Origin of the sequence: Rhizobium aouanii, from assembly GCF_037002925.1 — a bacterium.
GTDB lineage: Bacteria > Pseudomonadota > Alphaproteobacteria > Rhizobiales > Rhizobiaceae > Rhizobium > Rhizobium aouanii.
The window spans coordinates 38,439-56,885 of record NZ_JBAMYD010000001.1 but is presented as its reverse complement, the minus strand read 5'-3'; the positions used below and the strand labels follow the sequence as shown (position 1 = coordinate 56,885).

Below are 18,447 nucleotides of genomic sequence, written 5' to 3'. Positions count from 1 at the left end.
CCTCTTCCACAGCAGACATGATGGAAGCCATGAGGCTCGCCATGCTTCGCGCAGATCCGGCGCTCAGCCGTTTCGATCCTCTGCCGCGCATCCTGTCGTTTGACGATTTTTCGCGCGGGCATTGCGGCTGGTCGCAGTTGGTCGGCAACTACGAGGACAGCCTCGACGCCATGCTGCCGGGCTTTGCCCAGCACTCGAGCGCCATGCTCTCAACTCTCGGACATTGGGATGCAGGGTCCCACGGCGGCATGGATTCGTCCTATGCGCTGAAGATCGCCACAAAGGCAAAACCGGGTGCCCAGAACGTTGCAATCAAGCGCCATACCTTCCGCAAGCGCGGCCCGATCCGCTTCGAGATTTTCTTTACGTTCAAGCCGGAGGCGACGGAACTGAAACTATCGGAAACCGACGTGCGATCGATCGGCTTCCTGTTCGACCTGCAATGCGGCGATCGGGACGGAGACGGCGAGCGGGTTATGCCGCATCTGCGCTTTCTCAATGCACTCGACGGCAAGCACTTGCAGAAATGGCAGTACAAACGTGAGACCACGTCCTTCACCGCCATCGGCCGGGAAGACAAGACCGTAAGCCACTATCACCTGGCGCCCGAAGGCTGGCTGGACTTGCCGGATGGTGAGCAACGGCTCTGCTACAACGAGATCCCGACGAAGGTGAACTGGAGCTATATGCGCTTCGATTTCGACCTCGCCTCCATGAAGGCGACCGGCTTGCAATGCAACGACCGGAATTTCGATGTATCCGGCTTCGAGTCGATCCGCATTCCGGCGATGAGAAACCTCTGGTGCATGTTGAACTTCTGCCTGTTCGCCGAGACGGATGTCGCCAAACGCGCCTTTCTCTATGTCGATTCCATCTGCATTTCTGGGGATTTTTGATGCTTCCCGAAAACATCACGGCGGTGATAACCCGCAATGAGCGCTGGAGCGGCGACGCCGCGAGCGAACCCTATGAGGCCGGCTGGGCGCATGAAGCCGTGTTCTTTATTCGGGCGTTGAAGCCTCCCGTCGGCACTGCACCCAAGGGCTGGGTGGAAATCTCGCCTGACGGCATGCACTGGGTTCGCGAAGGAACGGAATTCGCCATGCCGGGCGAACAGGACGGCATTGCCGTGGCCCGGCTCAACGCCTTCGGCAATTGGCTGCGCGTTGCAACCCGCTTTGCCGATGGCGCCGAATGCACCGTGCTGGTGACCCTTCATCTGAAGGCCTGACTTGAGAAAACACGGGTATATAGCTTCCGCGCTTTCTCCTTCCGTCAGCCAAGATAGGCGCCCTGGGCCAGAAGTTCCCTGCGCAAATCCGCGTAGTCGACATGCCGGGGGCTTGCCCTGTTGCCGACCGAAAGCGCTGCGGCAACACCGGCCGCCTGGCCGAGCGCAAAACAGGGCGGCATGACGCGAATGGCGCTGAGCGCCTCATGCGTCGCCGAGACCGCGCGGCCGGACACCAGCAGGCCCTCATGAACGCGCGGCAGCATGACACGGTAGGGTATCTGGTAGATATTGGCCGCATCAAGCCCCTGGCCACCGGTCCCACCGCCCGAACCTGTGGGGTCGTGAATATCGAGCGGATAGCCGCACAACGCCACGACATCTTCGAAGGCGCGGCCGGAATGCAGATCTTGCAGCGTCAGTTCGTAGGCGCCATCGATCCGTCGGGTTTCCCGCACGCCGATCTGGGTTGCCGTGTCCCGCAGCTCCACCTGCTCGAAGCCGGGCAGGTTGTTCCGGAAGAAATCGAGCAGCGCCACGGTCTGCTCCCGGCCTTCGACCTCGGCAAGCGAGAGCTCAAGGGCGTCAGCCCCATTGCGGCGCAACACGCGGCCGGTATTGATGCGCCAGACGCCCGGTTCCATGGTCTTGTAGAGACCGATGCCGCGGCGAGGCGCGGGAAAGCGGCCCTCGGCCGTCGCCTTGGCGACGATCGAGGCGAAAGGCCGAAAATCCTGCGGATGCGCGCGGATGTAATCCTCCACCACCTGGTCATCGACGTTCTGCACGCGGAAGAACAACGTCTGCGGCTGGGAAAGGCCGTCGCTTTCCCGGCCCTGACGGGTATGGACACCGGCATAATGGGCGACATCGCCATCGGCCGAGCAATCGACGACGACCTTGGCACGAATGCTCCTCAGCCCGCCCTTGCCGGCGCAAACAACCCCGAGCACCCGGGGGTTGGCCGCATCATGGTCATCGACGATCGCATCGACGACCATGGTGTGCAGCAACAATTCCACTCCCGCCTCGACGCACATGCGCTGCGCCGCGACCTTCGCCGCCTCAGGCTGGAAAGGGGTCACCTTGTCGTGGCCGTAGACGATGAAGCCACAATAGGCCGAACCTGCCGGGATCGTACTCGGATGCAGCGCGCCGCCGAGCGCCATCATCCGCTGAACGAATTCTTCGTAGATGCCGCGGATCAGTTGCTGGCTGCCGTCGAGCGAATAGGAGGTCATGCAGGGGCCGACGAGGCCCGCCGTGAGATTGCCGCCGAGGAAGCCGTAGCGCTCCACGAGGCGTACCCGCACGCCAAGACGTGCCGCCGCGACCGCGGCCGATAATCCCGATGGTCCGCCCCCGATGACGAGCACATCGACATCATCGAGTTCGGGAATATCAGCCGAATAGGCGTAACGGCGGGCTGTCTGCTGCATGCCTTTATCCCCTCCCCGATCTAGCGGAACATCGATCCGCCATCGACATCGAGCGCGGCACCGTAGGTAAAGCTGGCTGCATCCGAGCACAGGAACATGATTGCCGCCGCCATGTCCTCCGGCCGTCCCATGCGCCGCATCGGCAGATTGCCGGCGATGCGGTCCTTCAGCGACTGGTCGATATGGGAGTGCATCGGGGAATCCGTCGGCCCGGGGTTCAGCGCGTTGATGCGGATCTTCTTGCCGGCAAGTTCGCGCGCCACCGACTTGACCATCGACAGGGTCCCGGCTTTCGATGCCGCATAGGCGGTATCGGCAATCAGCCCGCCGCCGCCATGCACGCCCGCATCCGAGGCGATACAGACGATGTTGCCGCCATCGGGGTTGTCGAGCATGCGTTTGACTGCGCCCTGCACGACGAAGAAGGTGCCGAGCAGATTGACATCGAGCACGCGATGCCAATGCGCCCGATCCTGCTCGAATATACGCTTGGCTGTGATGATCGCCGCACATGTCACGACGTTATCGAGACGCGCGAGATTGGCGTCACAATAATCGAAGGCCTTGTCGATGCTTTCCTGATCGCTGACATCCACCGTCACGGTGTGAACAGCCGCGCCGCCACTGCGCAGTTCCGCACCGTAGCGCTTCAGCCCCGCCTCGTCACGATCGGCCATGACGACTTCCGCGCCCTTGCTGGCGAAGGCCCTTGCCGTTTCAAGACCCATTCCGCTCGCTGCGCCCGTGATAAGGACGCTTCGGCCCGCAAAACTATCGTCGGAAAAAGTGGCATAGGTCCCAGACATCGTCGCAGCGTCCTTCATTAAGGGCAGTCTAACAACCAGTCAGCAGGCCCGCTTCCATCGCTAGTAACGTAGCAACTATGTTATATAGTTGTAAAGCGCAATGTCGAGGCAATACGCTGTCTGGAAGCAGAGTTTCGCTTGGCAAATACTCAGGACGGAGGGAGCAAGCCGTTGATCGCGCTGCTTTCAAAAAGCGCGGCAGGTGGCGAAAATGCGGGCTTGGCAAGGGCGAGGTTCTCTTCCCGAAATGAACTCCGGCGCAATCGTCCGGGGCGACTCCGCGCGAGTCGCGAGGCGGCAATGGGAGGGGCGCCGCCCTGCAATGCGCCGGCCCTATTTCTCCGCCGGCGCCACGATCTTCATCACGAACGAAGTCGGCGCCTCGCCCGGCCCGAACGGTCCGGGCACCTTGTTGCTCACCGGCGGCAGGCTCTTGAGATAGGCCGCAATCGCCGCGGCGTCAGAGTCGGTGAGCTTCGCCAATGCGGGCCACGGCATGATTGGAGCGAGCATGCGTCCGTCGGGGCGCCTGCCTGTCCGGATCGCAGTGACGATATCGCGCTCGCTCCAACGCCCGAGACCCGTCTCCTCATCGGGCGTGAGGTTGGGGCCGTAGAACACCCCGACATCGGGGATCTCGAAACCGACCTCGGAGCCGCCGAGGTGACGCGTCATGTCCGGCTTGCCGAGGAAATGTCCCGGCGTGTGGCAATCGGTGCAGCTCGTGATGGTCACCAGGTATTTCCCCCGTTCGACCAGCTCGCTGTCGGCCGCGCCGGCAGGCGACGATCCAATCGCCGCCGCCAGCGCTGCGAATGCTGCGGGCAACACCCGCCTGGCCGCCCGCCACGCCACGCGCGTGACAGCAGATCCGAAATCGTGAATGCTCATACTTACCTCCATCCCATGGCTTTAGGGCTTGCGGCCGATTACGGCGCCGTTCGCGCCGGGTGCGTCGAACCAAACCGTCTCGATGTGCCGGACTCCGGCTTCCTCGAGCCACGCCGAATATTCGGCCGGCGTGTAGTTTCACCCTTCGGTCTCGATCAGCATGTTGAGACTCATCAGCGCGGCCGGCGCCGGCCCGGTCTTTTCGCCATTGACGAGAAGCTCGCTAATGATCACTGCGCCGCCGCTCGGCAAAGCCTCGAAGGACCGGCGCAGCAGGGCGCGGTTCTTGGCCTCGTCCCAATCGTGCAGGATCATCGACAGGAGATCCACCTCGTGATCCCCGGGAAGCTGTACGAAGAAGTTGCCGCCAGCGGTCTCGCACGGCGAAATTCGACTCCCTATTTTTTGCGTAGACGTCGGCGATACCTCAGAAGGTTCGCGACCCGCCGAGGGTAATCAATAGGCTAACTTCGGTTCTCCAAGCGGTTTGTTTTGCGCCACTCTTCGTATTCTCCGCGGGCATCGTCATGCAGCGGATAGTAGCGCTGCAACGACCCGCCCTCCATAAGCTTCACTCGCGAGAACTCCTCCCAATCGTGATGCTTTTGCGACTCTTCGATTACCTTCGCGGCCATTGCGACTGGAAGCACCACCACCCCGTCATCGTCGGCGACGATGATGTCGCCGGGGATTACCGTGACACCGCCACAGGCAATCGGAACGTTGACCGCATTCGGATAGATGCTGGTCTGCACATGGTAGTTGGGAGTCCAGCCACGTAGCCATAGGGGGAGATCCAGCTTCTCGACATTGGGCCGATCGCGCATGCAGCCATCGATCACGATGCCAGCGCCGCCTCTGCCTTTGAAATAGGTCGACATCATATCGCCAAAGACGCCCGAGCTCATGTCGCCGCGAGCGTCGACCACGACCACATCGCCCTCCTGCACATGATAGAGCACGTGCCGGTGCAACTGCGTTTCCGGATCGGCATATTCTCCCTCGGTGAAGAGGTCCGGCCGCTGAGGCATGAATTGAAGCGTCAGGGCCGGCCCGACGATCGACTTCCCGCGGTTCTGCGGCACGGGACCGACCATGTGCGGATTGCGGAAGCCCATGTGGCCAAGCGTGCCGGAAACCGTCGCGGCGCCGATTTCCTTCAATGCGTCGATCAGCTCTTTGGTCGGTCGCGTTATGTCGGGTATATGCGTCATTCTAGGCTCCGGTGGATGAAACTACCAGTTCGTGACAGAACCGTCGCGGCGCTTCAGGTGAGGCGCTTCCCAGAAACGAAAGCTCTCCGCCTTGACCGCCTCTTCGTTAACCTCGACGCCGAGCCCCGGCAGATCGCTGACCGGATAGTCGGGGCCGTCGAGCCGTGGTTGCACGGGGAAGAAGTCGGAATTATCGAAGCCCAGTTTTGCTTCGGGTGCCCTGGTCTCGAGCCAGGCGAAATTCGGTACCGCGGCGGCGAGATGGATGGTCGCGGCCGTGCAGACTGGGCCGAGGGGATTGTGGGGCATCAGGTCCACATAGTGCGCCTCGCTCCAACCAGCGACCTTCATCGCTTCGGTGAGCCCGCCAACATTGCAAACATCGAGCCGGTTGAACTGATGGATGCCGCGTTCGATGTAGGGCAGGAATTGCCACTTGCTGGCAAATTCCTCGCCGATGGCGAAGGGGATGTCGGTCATCGTGCGCAGGGATTCGTAGGCCTCGGGTGTCTCGTCTCGTATCGGCTCCTCGAGGAAATCAAGCACGCCACGGCCGAGCTTGTTGCAGAAGCTAGCCGCCTCTGCCACCGACAGCCGATGATGATAGTCGATGCCGAGGACGACCTCGTCGCCCAGCGCTTCGCGCGCCTTATTCAGCATAGTTGCGGTCGCGCCGATCGACTGGCGCGGTTCAAAGATGTCCTTGCTGTTTTGCCCGATGGGAAAGAAGCGGATCGCCTGCCACCCTTGTTCGCGTAGTTCGCGGGCTCGTTCGATGGCAACATCGCCCTCGGCCTCGTCACCGGTCGAGGCGAAGGTAGGAATGCGGTCGCGCTGTTTGCCGCCCAAAAGTTCGTAGGCCGGCACGCCCAGCGCCTTGCCCTTGATGTCGTGAAGGGCAATGTCGATCGCGGAAATCGCCGCCTGCAGAACGCGCCCGCCTTCGAAGTATTGGCTGCGATAAACTTCTTGCCAGATCCGACCAATCTGCATCGGGTCGCGGCCGATGAGAAACTCGCGATAATGCTCGATCGCGCCGGCCACGGCCTTCTCGCGACCGCTCAAGCCGCTCTCGCCCCAGCCGAAGATGCCGCTGTCGGTCTCGACCTTGACCAGCATCTGGTTGCGCGTTCCCACCCACACCGGATAGGGTTTGATTGCCGTGATTTTAAGCTTCCTAGTCATCGTTTCACACGCATCCGCTTGGTCTCAGTTGGCCTTGAGGGCCATTTCTGTTTCGCCGTCGAACAGATGCATCCGCTCCTGATCGAACTCGAGCCAAATCTGTTCGTCGGGCGCGACGGCAATGGTCGGCGGCACGCTGACGTTGACGATGGCGCCAGACAAAAACGCCTGAACGAAGGTGACGTCTCCGGTCGGCTCGACCGTGTAGGCCTTGGCCGGAATGCTGCCTGGCACCGCACTCTTGTGCAGCTTGATCGTCGAGTGACGTGCGCCGAGCACGACTTTCCTGGTGGTTGCCCTCGCGACCTTCTGCGCGTTGTTTGGCGAAAGCTCGAGGCGCCAGCCCTCCGCACTCGTCAACACAGTGTTGCCGCTTGCCGTCGATGCCTCCAACGGAACAAGGCTCATTGCCGGGCTGCCGACGAAGCTGGCGACGAACATGTTCACCGGATGGGCAAAGACCTGCGCCGGTGAATCGTATTGCTGCAGGTAGCCGCCGTTCATCACCGCCATCCTGTCGGCCATGGTTACCGCTTCGAGCTGGTCGTGCGTCACGTAGATGATCGTCGCCTTGAGGTCCTGGTGGAAACGCTTGATTTCCGACCGCATCTGCACGCGCAGCTTTGCGTCGAGGTTGGAGAGTGGTTCATCCATCAGAAATACCGCCGGGTCGCGAACGAGGGCACGGCCGAGCGCCACGCGCTGCTGTTGACCGCCCGAAAGTTCGCGCGGCTTGCGCTCGAGCAGCTGCGTCATGTCGAGCACGCGCGCTGCTTCCTTGACCTTCTTGTCGATCTCGTCCCTTGGCAGTTTGCGCATCTGCAGCGGGAAAGCCAGATTTTTATAGACAGATTTCTGCGGATAGAGCGCGTAGTTCTGGAACACCATTGCGATGTCGCGGTCCTTGGGGTCGAGGTCGTTAACCACCCGGTCGCCGATGACGATGTCGCCAGATGTGATGGGGATGAGCCCCGCCACAAGATTGAGCGTGGTTGTCTTGCCGCAGCCTGAAGGGCCGACGAGCGCAACAAATTCGCCATCGTTGACCGTCAGCGAAACATCGTTGACAGCTTTGAAGCTGCCATAGGTCTTGACAAGATCTTTGAGGACCACGTGGGCCACCGGCAACTCCCTAGTGCTTGACTGCGCCCTCTGTGAGGGCGCGTACGAAGTATCGTTGCAGGACGAGGAACAGGACCACGACGGGCACGCTCATCATAAAGCTGGCCGCCATAAGGCCGGGAAAGTCCGTCGTATTTTCTGAGAAGAAGCGCTGAATGCCGACCGGCAGTGTCAACTGGTCGTTCTTGGAGAGGAAGGTGTAGGCGTAGATGTACTCGTTCCACGCGCCGATGAAGGAATAGATCGCCGTGGCGATAATTCCTGGCGCCGAGAGCGGCATCACGATCAGGAGAAAGGCCTGTAACCGAGTTGCCCCATCGATGCGCGCGGCCTGCTCGAGCTGCACCGGGATATTGTCGTAGAAGCCCTTGAGGAGCCAGATTGCCAGCGGCAGTCCGAATGTGAGGTAGGTGAGAACGAGCGACCCATGCGTATTCACCAGCCCTATCGCGCGCATCAGGATGAAGAGCGGCACGAGAAAGATAACCGCCGGGAACATATTGCGAAGCAAGACGGCGAAGAACAGAAAGTTCCGGCCCGGGAAAGTGAAGCGCGAAAACGCGTAGGCCGCCGGAACCGCCACGATCACCGAAAGAATGGTCGTGGCAGTGGAGACGAAAAGGCTGTTCCAGAAGAAACGAAGGAAGTCCTGGCCGACGCTGTTTTGCGGATCGAGCAGCTTCTGGTAGCTGGCAAGAGTGGGTTCGTCCGGCCACCATTGCGGCGGGAATTGCATGGCCGCGAAACCGGACTTGATCGAGGTGATCAGCATCCAGATCATCGGCAATGCGGTGTAAAGCAGCATGAACACAAGGAAGATACGTCCGCCCCACCGCCACCCATCGATGCGCATACGGTGACGCGCCTGGCCTCGAGAAGCAGTCTCGGCAATCGTGTTCATTCGCTTCCACCCTTCCGGTCATTGCCGCTCAGCGCACGAACGTAGAAGTAGCCGAGCGACATCAGGATCAGGAACAGCAGCACCGAATAGGCCGATGCCACTCCCCAGCGCTGGCGGCCAAAGGCGAGTTCGTAAATGTGGGTGATCCAGATATGCGATGCATTCGACGGCCCGCCGCCTGTCATGATCCAGGGGATGATGAAAGAGTTGAAGTTGGCCACAGCCAACAGAAGGATCGTCACCGTCGAGACGTTTCTCAAGTGCGGAAAGGTGACGTGCCAGAACCGCTGCCATGCATTGGCTCCGTCGACTTTTGCGGCGCGCAGCAACTGGTCGGGAACCGTCTGCAGGCCAGCCATCATCATGATCATGGCGAACGGAAACTCTCGCCAGATATTCACGACGATCAGCGAGGGCAGCACGGTACTGACGCTGTCGATGAAATTCGGTGGCCGATCGCTCAATCCCAGGCCAACCAGCACTGCGCCGATGATCCCAAAGTCCGAATGGTAGATCCACTTCCAGATATAGGACGCGGCAACCGCGCTGATAACCCAGGGAATGATCAGGACCGCGCGCAGGATGGCGCGGCCGGCAAAGTCACGATGAAGTGCGAGGGCGCAACCGAACCCCAGGACAAACGCGATGATGGTCGATCCCAATGTCCAGATAAGAGTGTTCGAGGTAACCGTCCAGAATACCGGACTTTTGAGGATGGAAGTGTAGTTGTCGAAACCGACGAAAATCTTGTCCCGAAGCTGCAGACCAGGCGGTGTATTGAAGAACGACAGCTCGATCGTGTAATAGATAGGGTAGGCTATGACGATGAGCATGACGGCGATCGCAGGAAGCACGTACGCGTAGTCAGCGCGATGCTCCCAGACCTTTCGCAGCACTCCGGACCTATGAGGTCGTAGTCGTCGGGGAACCTCGGCCTTCGCAGTCAAGATCGTCACTGTGCAGAGCCCTCATCCTTGGGAACGAAACCGGCTGCGATCGTTGCGCAGCCGGTCAGATCGTCGGACTTGGACTAGAGCCCACCGTCCATCAGGTCTTTGACCTTCTTGGCCGCGTCGTCCGCTGCCTGATCGACGGTCATGGCCCCAGTCAGAGCATTCTGGAGCATGTCCGGGACGATGATGTTCATGATCTCGGGGGACTGTGGCAGTGCGGGGAACGGGATGCCGTAAGGCAGCATCGAGGTCGTGACATCAAGGAACTTGATGCTGTCCAGGCGTTCCTTCATCCATTTTGTCTTGAAGCCGTTGAGGTTTCCCGGGTTCGAGCCGGCATAAGCCATTTTCAGTGACCATTCGGGGCTTGTCCACATGCAGATGATAGCTTTTGCCGCCGGCTCGTCTACCTTGCCGCCTTCTACATATTCGGGCTTCAGGATATGGATGTTGGAGCCGCCAAACACGACGGCACGCTTGCCGTCGGGGCCAGTCGGAATCAAGCCATAGCGCATGTTGTCGATCACGGTCTGCGCCTTGTCCTTGTCGGTGGCCGTCGCCTTTTTCTGCAGATCGAGCATGACGTTGTAGTCGGACGGATGCGAGATCATCATGCCGAGCTGGCCAGCGAGGAAGAGGGGCTGGTTGTCGGCCTGCTGGTTGGTGAGCGCCGAAACCGGAACCGACTTGTCGCGAACGTACATATCGTAGGAGGCTTGCAATGCCGCTTTGCTCTGCGGGCTATTGAGCTCGACCTCCTTATAGGTCGGATCGGCGGTGGCCTCATCGAAGACGCCGCCGCCATAGGCCCACAGCTGCGGCATGAAGCGGTACGGCGTATTGCCGGCATTCTTGCGAGCCACGAGGCCGTAACCGGCAATGCCGAGTTTGTCGTGGATCTGCTTGGAATACTTGACGACGTCCTCCCAGGTTGCCGGGGCCTTGTCCGGATCGAGGCCTGCACGCTTGAAGATGTCGGCGTTCCAGATGAACGCCATCGTCTCGTTGTTGGTTGGAATGCCGTAGGTGACGTCTTCCCAGGTTACAGCCTTCATGGCGCCGGGCCAGAAATCCTCGGTCGAATACCCTACATCCTCAGGTTTGAGCGGCTCCAAATATCCCTTTGAGGCGAACTCGGTGCCACCCAGGATTTGCAGGCGGACCGCCATGGGCGCTGCATTGCCCAAGAGCGCGGTCCGGAACTTGTCCAACAGGTCATTATACGTGAGGGCTTGTTCCTCAAGCTGGATGTTTGGATAGGTTTTGCGGAAGGTCTCGAAGAACTCCTTGTAATACTGGCGCAGGAGGTCGGGGTCGCCCTCGAACACGCCCTGATACCAGAAAGTCAGCCGCCCCTTGTAGTCGAGAGGGGTGACCTTGCCGCAATCAGCTGCCGTGTCAAAATTCTGTGTGCCGGCAATGGAGCGCACATATTGCGGCGACCATTTGCTCAAGTCGACCGGCGCGCCGAGCGCCGAGGCCGACATCAGTGATAGCATCAAAGCAGTCGATATAGTGCCGCGCAGGACGGCACCGCCGAGTGAAATCCTCGTCATAGGGTATCCTCCAGGTTCTCCCATGCCGCTCTGCGTCGAGGCGAGCGGTCTTTGCTCCCCGGCCGCGGGACTTTCCACCCAATGTATCCCTTTGACCTCATCATACGTTTTCAGATCGTAGATTGCCTGTCAATAAGAGAAATCGTACATTGTTTAACCAAAACTCGCGTGATATCCGAGCAGTGTATGTATTGATTGGGGATAGCATTGGCCGAAACAAGCGATTTTAAAGCACAACCACCCGAAGGGATCGACGCTATCGGGGCCTCCAGCGAGGGCGCCTCGCTTTATCAATTGATCAGGGACGACATCATCGAAGGGCGGCTCGCTGCTAACGAGCGGCTTGTGGTCACGGATCTCGCCCGGCGCCACGGCACCTCGACCAACCCCGTGCGCGAGGCTCTGCAACTGTTGCGCGGTGAGGGCTTTGTCACCTTCTTTCCCAACCGCGGAGCGCGCGTCCGGCCCATAGATCAGGATTTTGTTCGGGACATCTACGAGATAGGAGTCTTGATCGAGCCGGCCCTGACGCGATGGTTCGTGAACATGGCCACCGTCGAGGACATTGCTGAACTCGAACGCATCCAAGGCTTGATCGAAGAGAACAACTTCGCCGACACGTTCAGGCACAGCGAGCTGGACACCGCCTTTCACACCGTAATGTACCAAAGGCACTACAACCGCCATGCCGCCGAGCTTTGGTGGAAGCACCGCGAAGTGCTTCGAGCCGTGAGCCGGCGTTTCAACTTCACGCTCGCCCGGCGTGCCGCGATCCTGAGCGAGCATCGCGAGCTCATCGCGCATGTCAAAGCGGGTAATGCAAACGAGGCAGGCGAACTCATTGCACGCCATGTCGAAGGCTCCGGCCGGCACATCCTCGAACACATGCGTGCGCGTAACGCCGCTCGGGCAGGATAGAATACCTCGCCCGGAGTATCGCTATACCGAACCACCTCAGATAAGGGCAGTTGAGATGAAAATCACCAGCGTGCGGCCGTGGCTCATCAAGTCCGATGCTTCCTATTGGGGAGAGTTTCTGTTCGTCGAAGTAACGACCGATGAGGGGGTGAGCGGCTGGGGAGAGATCACCACCACGACGAGACTCGCCAATCGCGCCCTCTGCACGATCCTAAGGCAGATAGGTGCTGCTGTGACAGGCGAGGACCCGGCGCGTATCGAGTATCTGTGGCACAAGATATTCCGCAGCTTCACCTACATGGGCAGTCGCGGCGCCGCGGTCGAATGCGTGAGCGCCATCGACATAGCGCTCTGGGACATCCAAGGCAAAGTCTTGGGTAAGCCGATTTACGAGCTGTTGGGCGGGCCGGTACGCGATGAAATTGCGCTCTACACCCACCCCAACCAGGCCAAATTTACCAGCAATGAGGCTGTTGTCCGCGAAATCCGAGACATCGTCGAGTCCGGCCACACTGCGCTCAAGTTCGATCCTTTCCCCCAGCAAGGCCGCACCGCCGATGGACAGCCTCGCGAACAGCGCGACGGCTACCTCGATGGCAGCCTGACCCGCAAGGATGAGCGCGAAGCCGCCGAACTCACGGCTCTGATCCGCGAAACGGCAGGCTCTGACATCGACATCCTCATCGATGCGCATGGCCGGTTCGACGTTCCCACCGCCATTCGCCTTTGTCGAAGCCTCGAGGAAGCCGGTCAGATCGACTGGTTCGAGGAGCCCTGTCCACCGGAGAGCCTCAGTGCGCTTAGACAGGTCCGTGAGAAGGTCAGCGCCGCTATCTCGTGGGGTGAACGCGGCCATACGAAATGGGATTTCGTGGCGGTGCTCGAAAACAGACTAGCTGACTACATTATGCCTGATGTCACGTGGACCGGCGGCATTACCGAACTCAAGAAGATTTCTGCCCTATGCGAAGCCTACTACATTCCCGTCTCGCCGCATGACGCGGCAGGGCCAATCAACGTGGTTGCGGGAGCGCAGGTGATGATGACGGTTCCCAATTTCTACAAACTCGAAACGTCGGAGTGGAACCTGGGCAAATACGATCACCTCATCGACAGGCCACTCGATGTCTCGAACGGCAGCCTCAAGCTTACGCCCAAGCCTGGTCTCGGCGTTGAAATGAACCGCGACTACCTTCAAAGCCACGAGATAGAGCTGGCCTAACCAACGCTCTAAGGGTGTGCGGATGAGCCCCGCCGATCAGAACGAGGATTAATTCATGCTAGAGGCAGATGGAGCCGACGAGGCGCTCGATCGTGTGAACACGCATTCCAAGCCGTCCGACCTTCGTATTACCGACATGCGGGTAGCCGAAATTATCGGCGCGCCGTTCACCTCAGTGCTGCTTAAGATTTACACCAATCAGGGCATCGTCGGGCTTGGCGAGGTGCGCGACGGTGCCAGCGCCACCTACGCACTGATGCTGAAGAGCCGGTTGCTTGGCGAGAACCCTTGCAACATCGATCGACTGTTTCGCCGGATCAAGCAATTCGGCGGGCACGGCCGGCAAGGCGGCGGCGTATCGGCGGTAGAAATCGCGTTGTGGGATCTTGCTGGAAAGGCCTATGGCGTCCCCGTCTACCAGATGCTCGGCGGCCGTTTTCGGGAGAAAGTGCGCGTTTACTGCGATACCGACGCCACCGTGCCGAGCGGCACCGAGACCGGCAAGCGCCTCAAGCAGCGCATGGAGCTCGGCTTCACCTTCCTCAAGATGGACTTGGGACTGATGCAGATCGCGGATGTGCCCGGGGCGGTCGTGTCTCCTGCCGGCTCACTTGAAGGCTACCGCGACCACCCCGGCCGCGGTCCGCTGAAGACCATTGAAGAGCGGCGTGTCCGCAACGCTGCATACGATTTGCATAACGTCCCACACCCGTTTACCGGCCTCCACTTTTCCGACAAGGGCCTCGACTTCCTTGAGCAATACATTGCCGAGGTTCGTGAGGTCATCGGCATGGCTATTCCGCTCGCGATCGACCATATCGGCCACATCTCAGTGCAGAACGGCATTCGCCTTGCCAGGCGAATTGAAAAATACGTGCCAGCCTGGCTCGAGGATGTGATCCCATGGCAGTATACCGAGCAGTACCGACAACTGCAGGACTCAACCACGGTGCCGATCTGCACCGGCGAGGACATATACCTCAAGGAAGGCTTCGAGCCTCTGCTTAACAGTGGCGGCGTCTCCGTTATCCACCCGGACCTGCTCACCAGTGGGGGCATCCTCGAGACCAAGAAGATCGGCGACATGGCGCAGGACCATGGTGTCGCCATGGCGATCCACATGGCAGAAAGCCCAATCGCCGCAATGGCCGCGGCACATGTCGCGACCGCGACCGAAAATTTCATGGCGCTCGAATACCATTCCGCCGATGTTGACTGGTGGGACGATATCGTCACGGGTCTTCCCAAGCCGTTGGTGAAGAACGGCTTCATCACTGTTCCGGACAAGCCGGGCCTGGGGATTGACGACGTCGTCGACGAGGTGATCTCGCAGCATCTGCAGCCGGGTATCACCGGCATTTGGCAGCCTACGGATCACTGGGACGACGAGTATTCCTGGGATCGCACCTGGAGCTGAGGCGAAAAGGAACGAAGATGAAGATCACCGATCTCCGCTGCGCCGTTATCGGCAAACACCCGATCGTCCGCATCGTTACGGACGAGGGTCTCTATGGCTTGGGTGAAGTCGAATTCACCAAGTCCCACCTCAAGCCCTGGGTGCTGCATTTCCGCGAGGCGCTAATCGGCGAGGACCCGACCGACGTCGAAAGAGTAATGTTGAAGATCCGCCAACGCGGCTCTTTCAAGCCGTACGGCGCGGCGGTGAGCGCTATTGAGCATGCGCTGTGGGATATTGCTGGCAAGGCCGCGGGCGTGCCCGTCTATAAACTGCTCGGCGGCAAGGTGCGGGACAAGGTGCGCGTCTACAATGGTTCGATTCGCCAGGAACGCACGGGCGACCGGCCGGAGGATTACGCCGCCGACGTCAAATGGATGATGGAGCAGCCGCAGAACTTCTTCATGGTCAAGCAAGGAATCTCTTTCCACTCCAACATGAAGGACACTTTCGAGGACTTCCACTACGGCGTGACGCAGAAGAAGGCAGGCTATCACGGCGCCATGGATCAGGGCATGATCAGCGAGCGCGGCTTCAATCACATGCTCGACTGCGTGATCGCGATGAAGGAAGTGCTGGGCGACACAGTCAGCCTGGCGCTCGACTGCGGCCCGGGCTGGATGCTGCCTGATGCGATCAAGTTCGCTCGCGCGGTCGAGAAGTACAATTTGATGTGGCTCGAGGACATGCTGACTGGCGACTATGTGCCGTGGGTCAATCCGCAGGCCTATCGGGAACTGACAACTTCCACCTCGACTCCAATCCACACTGGTGAGCAGATCTATCTGCGGCACAATTTCAAGGAACTGATCGAGACGCAGGCGGTACGCGTCATCGGCCCCGATCCAGCCGATGTCGGCGGCATTGCCGAGCTCAAATGGGTCGCCGAGCACGCCTACATGCACTCGATCCTGATGGCACCGCACGGCATCGCTAACGGCCTGCTAGGCCTCGGCGCGTTGATCAATGTCTGCGCCACCTTGCCGGCAAATTACATCGCCTTCGAATATCCGACCGCCTCCGACCCCTGGTGGGAGGACCTGGTAATCGGCTTGCCGCCGCAGATCGTGAAGGACAGCATGGTGGACCTGCTGGAAGCGCCGGGGCTGGGCCTCGATATCGACGCCGAAGCGGCCAGGACATATCTCAGGGAAGAGGATGCGGGCTTCTTCGACTGAACCTCTCTCCACTCTATATCGTCGGCGATCGCTGCCTCTGGGAAACCCTGCCTACTTCAGGGAGACAGCGGGTGCCTTGGATACAATACAGGCAGCCGAATTCCTGGCTCGGAGTGAGTTGAACTGAAGGATCCGGATTACCGCATCCTGGACGCGTCACTTCTGGAATGCAAAAAGCCCGCACGAGGCGGGCTTTTGAGTATGTGTATGTTGGAATCTGGTTGCGGGGGCCTGATAACACAGAGACTTGTAAAGTGGATCACCGCGATAACTTAAGCCTACAATCACTACATAAATCCATAATATCAAATACTTACTATAACAATGAGGCGTAAGCACATTTATGGAACTTATTCCCGCAAACGGGAACATCATCCATCTAGGCGCAATCGTGCCCGGCGACAGTGACAACCACTATGTCCGGCCTACTCCGCTGCCGGGCTTTGACGCCCGCCCGCTTCGTTGCGGACGTCATCGGTTTCAAGGGCAAGGTCCGCGAATTCAACGTCCTCGAAAAGATCTGGAATGCACGCGTAACGTCGCATATCCCGCTGAAGGACGTTGCGGCGGCGCGCTCCGTCGAGGCGATCCTCGCCGAGATCGAACTCACCAGCAACTGCCTGAAAAATGCCGGCTACGACAATCCGAGGATTGCGGTGGCCGGCCTAAACCCGCATGCCGGCGACGGCGGCTCCTAGGCGGTGATGACCATGTATCATGACCAGGGCCAGATCGCCATGAAGCTCATGGGCTTCGACAAGGGCGTCACCATGATGGGCGGGCTGCCGTTCCCGCTCTGCACGCCGGCCCACGGCACGGCCTACGACATTGCCGGCAAGGGCATCGCCGATGTCGGCGCAAGCCGCGAAGCGCTGCTTCTTGCCGCCCGCATGGCGAAAAAAGCCGCCGCGGTTTGCGCTGCCGCCTGATTTTCGCACAGCATTCAGCCTATGCCGGCATGGAGGAGGTCTCATGCCGGATTCATCTCAAAGGAGGAGCTAAGATGAAGAAATCCCTTATCATTGCGTGCATGGCGAGCGTTAGGTCAGACCTGACCGCATCCCCAAATCGGTGGGAGCGGAAGACACGTTCGTCGAGGATATTGATGATCTCGACCGAGCGACGGCTGAGCTGAAGCCGCTTGCCGAAAAGGTCTGGCGCTACTGTGAGGCGCAGGGCATTAGATGTTTGATCCCAGGAGGGTCGGCTGTGCCGCTGATCAAAGAAGCGATCGCCAATGGCGAACGCTTCTGGGCCTATGCCTTCGAATACACCTGCGCCACCAGCGATATCGAGCACCGCACGACCAAGCCGAAGCATCCATGGACCAACGGTCAAGTCGAGAGGACGAACCGAACCATCAAGGATGCCACCGTCAGACGCTTCTACTATGAAAGCCACGATCAACTTCGTCAGCACCTCGCCGACTTCGTCGCCGCTTACGATTTCGGCCGCAGACTCAAGACCCTCAAGGGACTCACACCCTACGAGTTCATCTGCAAGACATGGGCTTCACAGCCCGAACGATTTACCCTCGATCCGCTCCAGCAAATGCCGGGACTAAGCATCTAGAAGTGACGCGGGCGTCTCGATATCAGAAAGCCCCATCGCAGCCATCACGATAACAATCCAGACAGCAATCGTAAAAACCAGCGCGGCGATCCCGATATTTGCTGGCTTCATTTCCTTCGCCCCAGCATATCCATGTCTCCGACTTCATTTTATCAAGAATTAAGCTGATCCGCTCTCATGCGGCGCCGGCGTGGGCTGATGAACTAAGCGTCGTCAGCCGCTCTCAGCCGTGCGATGATACGCACTTCGGAGGCGGACTAGGATCCGCCATCTGCAGAACCGCTGTCCGCACCCCTAGCCGTCTGCATCGCCGCCAATGCGGCGCTTATGGGATTTCGTGCCAAGCTGCAGGCGTCTCAGCCCCTCCGATCGAATGGAATAAACCGCCAGTCTTCGTAGACTCGCAGATAAGTCGAGTGAACAGGATCGGCGAGCCGACGCGATTTCATGTATGCCAGTGCTGAACATATTGACCCGCCGGCGACTGGTTCCACGTCTACCGCCACTCGCAGGTTGCCGGGTGTGCCTATCGATTCCAGCCGATCCAAGCTTGCTATCGTATTCTCGCCAGCCTCATAAAGTTCACCGACGACGCGATAGCCAATGCCGGGTTCATTGAACATCATCGGAGCAAACCAAGGGCCGGCAATAAGCATCGGATAACATTCCCGGGTCTGGAAAATTCCAAGAAACCTGGCGCGGGAAAGTCCTTGCTCATGAAGAGGAAAACCTTTCTTCAAAGTTCCAAAAACGAAAAGGTTCGATGTCATCCGGGCCAGCCCATGCGTTATCGGCTAATCCCC

Annotated in this window: 18 protein-coding genes and 3 pseudogenes; 9 read left to right on the top strand and 12 right to left on the bottom strand. The window is 59.6% G+C overall.

The features are described 5' to 3' along the window. Positions 1–29 precede the first annotated feature (29 nt). Both V8P77_RS00335 and V8P77_RS00330 read left to right on the top strand, forming a co-directional pair. Positions 30–896, top strand: coding sequence for a DUF6772 family protein (locus V8P77_RS00335; RefSeq protein ID WP_335910697.1), 867 nt, complete (start codon positions 30–32; stop codon positions 894–896). Beyond that, complete coding sequence (locus V8P77_RS00330) at positions 896–1,231, top strand: hypothetical protein (RefSeq protein WP_128400618.1); 336 nt, start codon at positions 896–898, stop codon at positions 1,229–1,231. The genes V8P77_RS00335 and V8P77_RS00330 overlap by 1 nt, the downstream gene beginning before the upstream one ends. Before the next feature lie 44 nt (positions 1,232–1,275). Here the strand turns inward: V8P77_RS00330 and V8P77_RS00325 are convergent, their stop codons facing one another. The 10 genes from V8P77_RS00325 to V8P77_RS00280 form a co-directional block, all read right to left on the bottom strand. Beyond that, the gene (locus V8P77_RS00325) at positions 1,276–2,670 is read right to left on the bottom strand and encodes an FAD-dependent oxidoreductase (protein ID WP_335910132.1); all 1,395 of its coding nucleotides are present in this window, start codon (positions 2,668–2,670) and stop codon (positions 1,276–1,278) included. Positions 2,671–2,690: 20 nt separating this feature from the next. Continuing rightward, positions 2,691–3,494 (bottom strand): SDR family NAD(P)-dependent oxidoreductase, encoded by an 804-nt coding sequence (locus V8P77_RS00320; protein ID WP_335910131.1) that lies wholly within the window; start codon positions 3,492–3,494, stop codon positions 2,691–2,693. A gap of 315 nt (positions 3,495–3,809) precedes the next feature. Next, positions 3,810–4,367, bottom strand: coding sequence for a c-type cytochrome (locus V8P77_RS00315; protein ID WP_003542585.1), 558 nt, complete (start codon positions 4,365–4,367; stop codon positions 3,810–3,812). 138 nt (positions 4,368–4,505) lie between these two features. Further along, positions 4,506–4,757, bottom strand: a complete 252-nt coding sequence (locus V8P77_RS00310) for a methyltransferase (protein ID WP_335910696.1) — start codon at positions 4,755–4,757, stop codon at positions 4,506–4,508. A 74-nt stretch (positions 4,758–4,831) separates the two neighbouring features. Beyond that, positions 4,832–5,581: a ribonuclease activity regulator RraA gene (locus V8P77_RS00305; protein WP_335910130.1), complete on the bottom strand. Its 750-nt coding sequence runs from the start codon at positions 5,579–5,581 to the stop codon at positions 4,832–4,834. 21 nt (positions 5,582–5,602) lie between these two features. Beyond that, the gene (locus V8P77_RS00300; protein ID WP_335910129.1) at positions 5,603–6,766 is read right to left on the bottom strand and encodes a mandelate racemase/muconate lactonizing enzyme family protein; all 1,164 of its coding nucleotides are present in this window, start codon (positions 6,764–6,766) and stop codon (positions 5,603–5,605) included. Between the two features lie 24 nt (positions 6,767–6,790). Further along, complete coding sequence (locus tag V8P77_RS00295) at positions 6,791–7,888, bottom strand: ABC transporter ATP-binding protein (protein ID WP_335910128.1); 1,098 nt, start codon at positions 7,886–7,888, stop codon at positions 6,791–6,793. A 10-nt stretch (positions 7,889–7,898) separates the two neighbouring features. Next, positions 7,899–8,789, bottom strand: coding sequence for a carbohydrate ABC transporter permease (locus V8P77_RS00290; protein ID WP_131642828.1), 891 nt, complete (start codon positions 8,787–8,789; stop codon positions 7,899–7,901). After that, on the bottom strand, positions 8,786–9,745 hold the full coding sequence (locus tag V8P77_RS00285; RefSeq protein ID WP_335910127.1) for a carbohydrate ABC transporter permease: 960 nt from the start codon (positions 9,743–9,745) through the stop codon (positions 8,786–8,788). Before V8P77_RS00285 ends, V8P77_RS00290 begins: the two co-directional genes overlap by 4 nt. Before the next feature lie 74 nt (positions 9,746–9,819). Then, positions 9,820–11,298: an ABC transporter substrate-binding protein gene (locus tag V8P77_RS00280; protein WP_335910126.1), complete on the bottom strand. Its 1,479-nt coding sequence runs from the start codon at positions 11,296–11,298 to the stop codon at positions 9,820–9,822. A gap of 207 nt (positions 11,299–11,505) precedes the next feature. On the opposite strand from V8P77_RS00280, the gene V8P77_RS00275 reads away from it, so the two are divergent. The 7 genes and pseudogenes from V8P77_RS00275 to V8P77_RS34755 form a co-directional block, all read left to right on the top strand. Then, positions 11,506–12,216: a GntR family transcriptional regulator gene (locus tag V8P77_RS00275; RefSeq protein WP_132613942.1), complete on the top strand. Its 711-nt coding sequence runs from the start codon at positions 11,506–11,508 to the stop codon at positions 12,214–12,216. Positions 12,217–12,271: 55 nt separating this feature from the next. Further along, positions 12,272–13,438, top strand: a complete 1,167-nt coding sequence (locus tag V8P77_RS00270; protein WP_335910125.1) for a mandelate racemase/muconate lactonizing enzyme family protein — start codon at positions 12,272–12,274, stop codon at positions 13,436–13,438. 55 nt (positions 13,439–13,493) lie between these two features. Continuing rightward, the gene (locus tag V8P77_RS00265; protein WP_335910124.1) at positions 13,494–14,855 is read left to right on the top strand and encodes a mandelate racemase/muconate lactonizing enzyme family protein; all 1,362 of its coding nucleotides are present in this window, start codon (positions 13,494–13,496) and stop codon (positions 14,853–14,855) included. A gap of 17 nt (positions 14,856–14,872) precedes the next feature. After that, positions 14,873–16,072 carry a mandelate racemase/muconate lactonizing enzyme family protein gene (locus V8P77_RS00260; RefSeq protein WP_335910123.1) on the top strand — a complete coding sequence of 400 codons (1,200 nt, stop codon included), beginning with the start codon at positions 14,873–14,875 and terminating at the stop codon, positions 16,070–16,072. 455 nt (positions 16,073–16,527) lie between these two features. Then, a pseudogene (locus V8P77_RS00255) lies at positions 16,528–17,001 on the top strand (4-hydroxythreonine-4-phosphate dehydrogenase PdxA); the annotation flags it as partial. Positions 17,002–17,116: 115 nt separating this feature from the next. Further along, positions 17,117–17,254: pseudogene (locus V8P77_RS34760) on the top strand (DinB/UmuC family translesion DNA polymerase); the annotation flags it as partial. Between the two features lie 102 nt (positions 17,255–17,356). Next, positions 17,357–17,644: pseudogene (locus V8P77_RS34755) on the top strand (integrase core domain-containing protein); the annotation flags it as partial. On the opposite strand, the gene V8P77_RS00245 reads toward V8P77_RS34755, so the two are convergent. Continuing rightward, on the bottom strand, positions 17,633–17,755 hold the full coding sequence (locus tag V8P77_RS00245) for a hypothetical protein (protein WP_335910121.1): 123 nt from the start codon (positions 17,753–17,755) through the stop codon (positions 17,633–17,635). The pseudogene V8P77_RS34755 and the gene V8P77_RS00245 overlap by 12 nt on opposite strands. Positions 17,756–18,000: 245 nt before the next feature. Further along, a complete protein-coding gene (locus V8P77_RS00240) occupies positions 18,001–18,414 on the bottom strand; it encodes a gamma-glutamylcyclotransferase family protein (protein WP_335910120.1) in 414 nt (137 codons plus the stop codon). Positions 18,415–18,447: the final 33 nt, after the last annotated feature.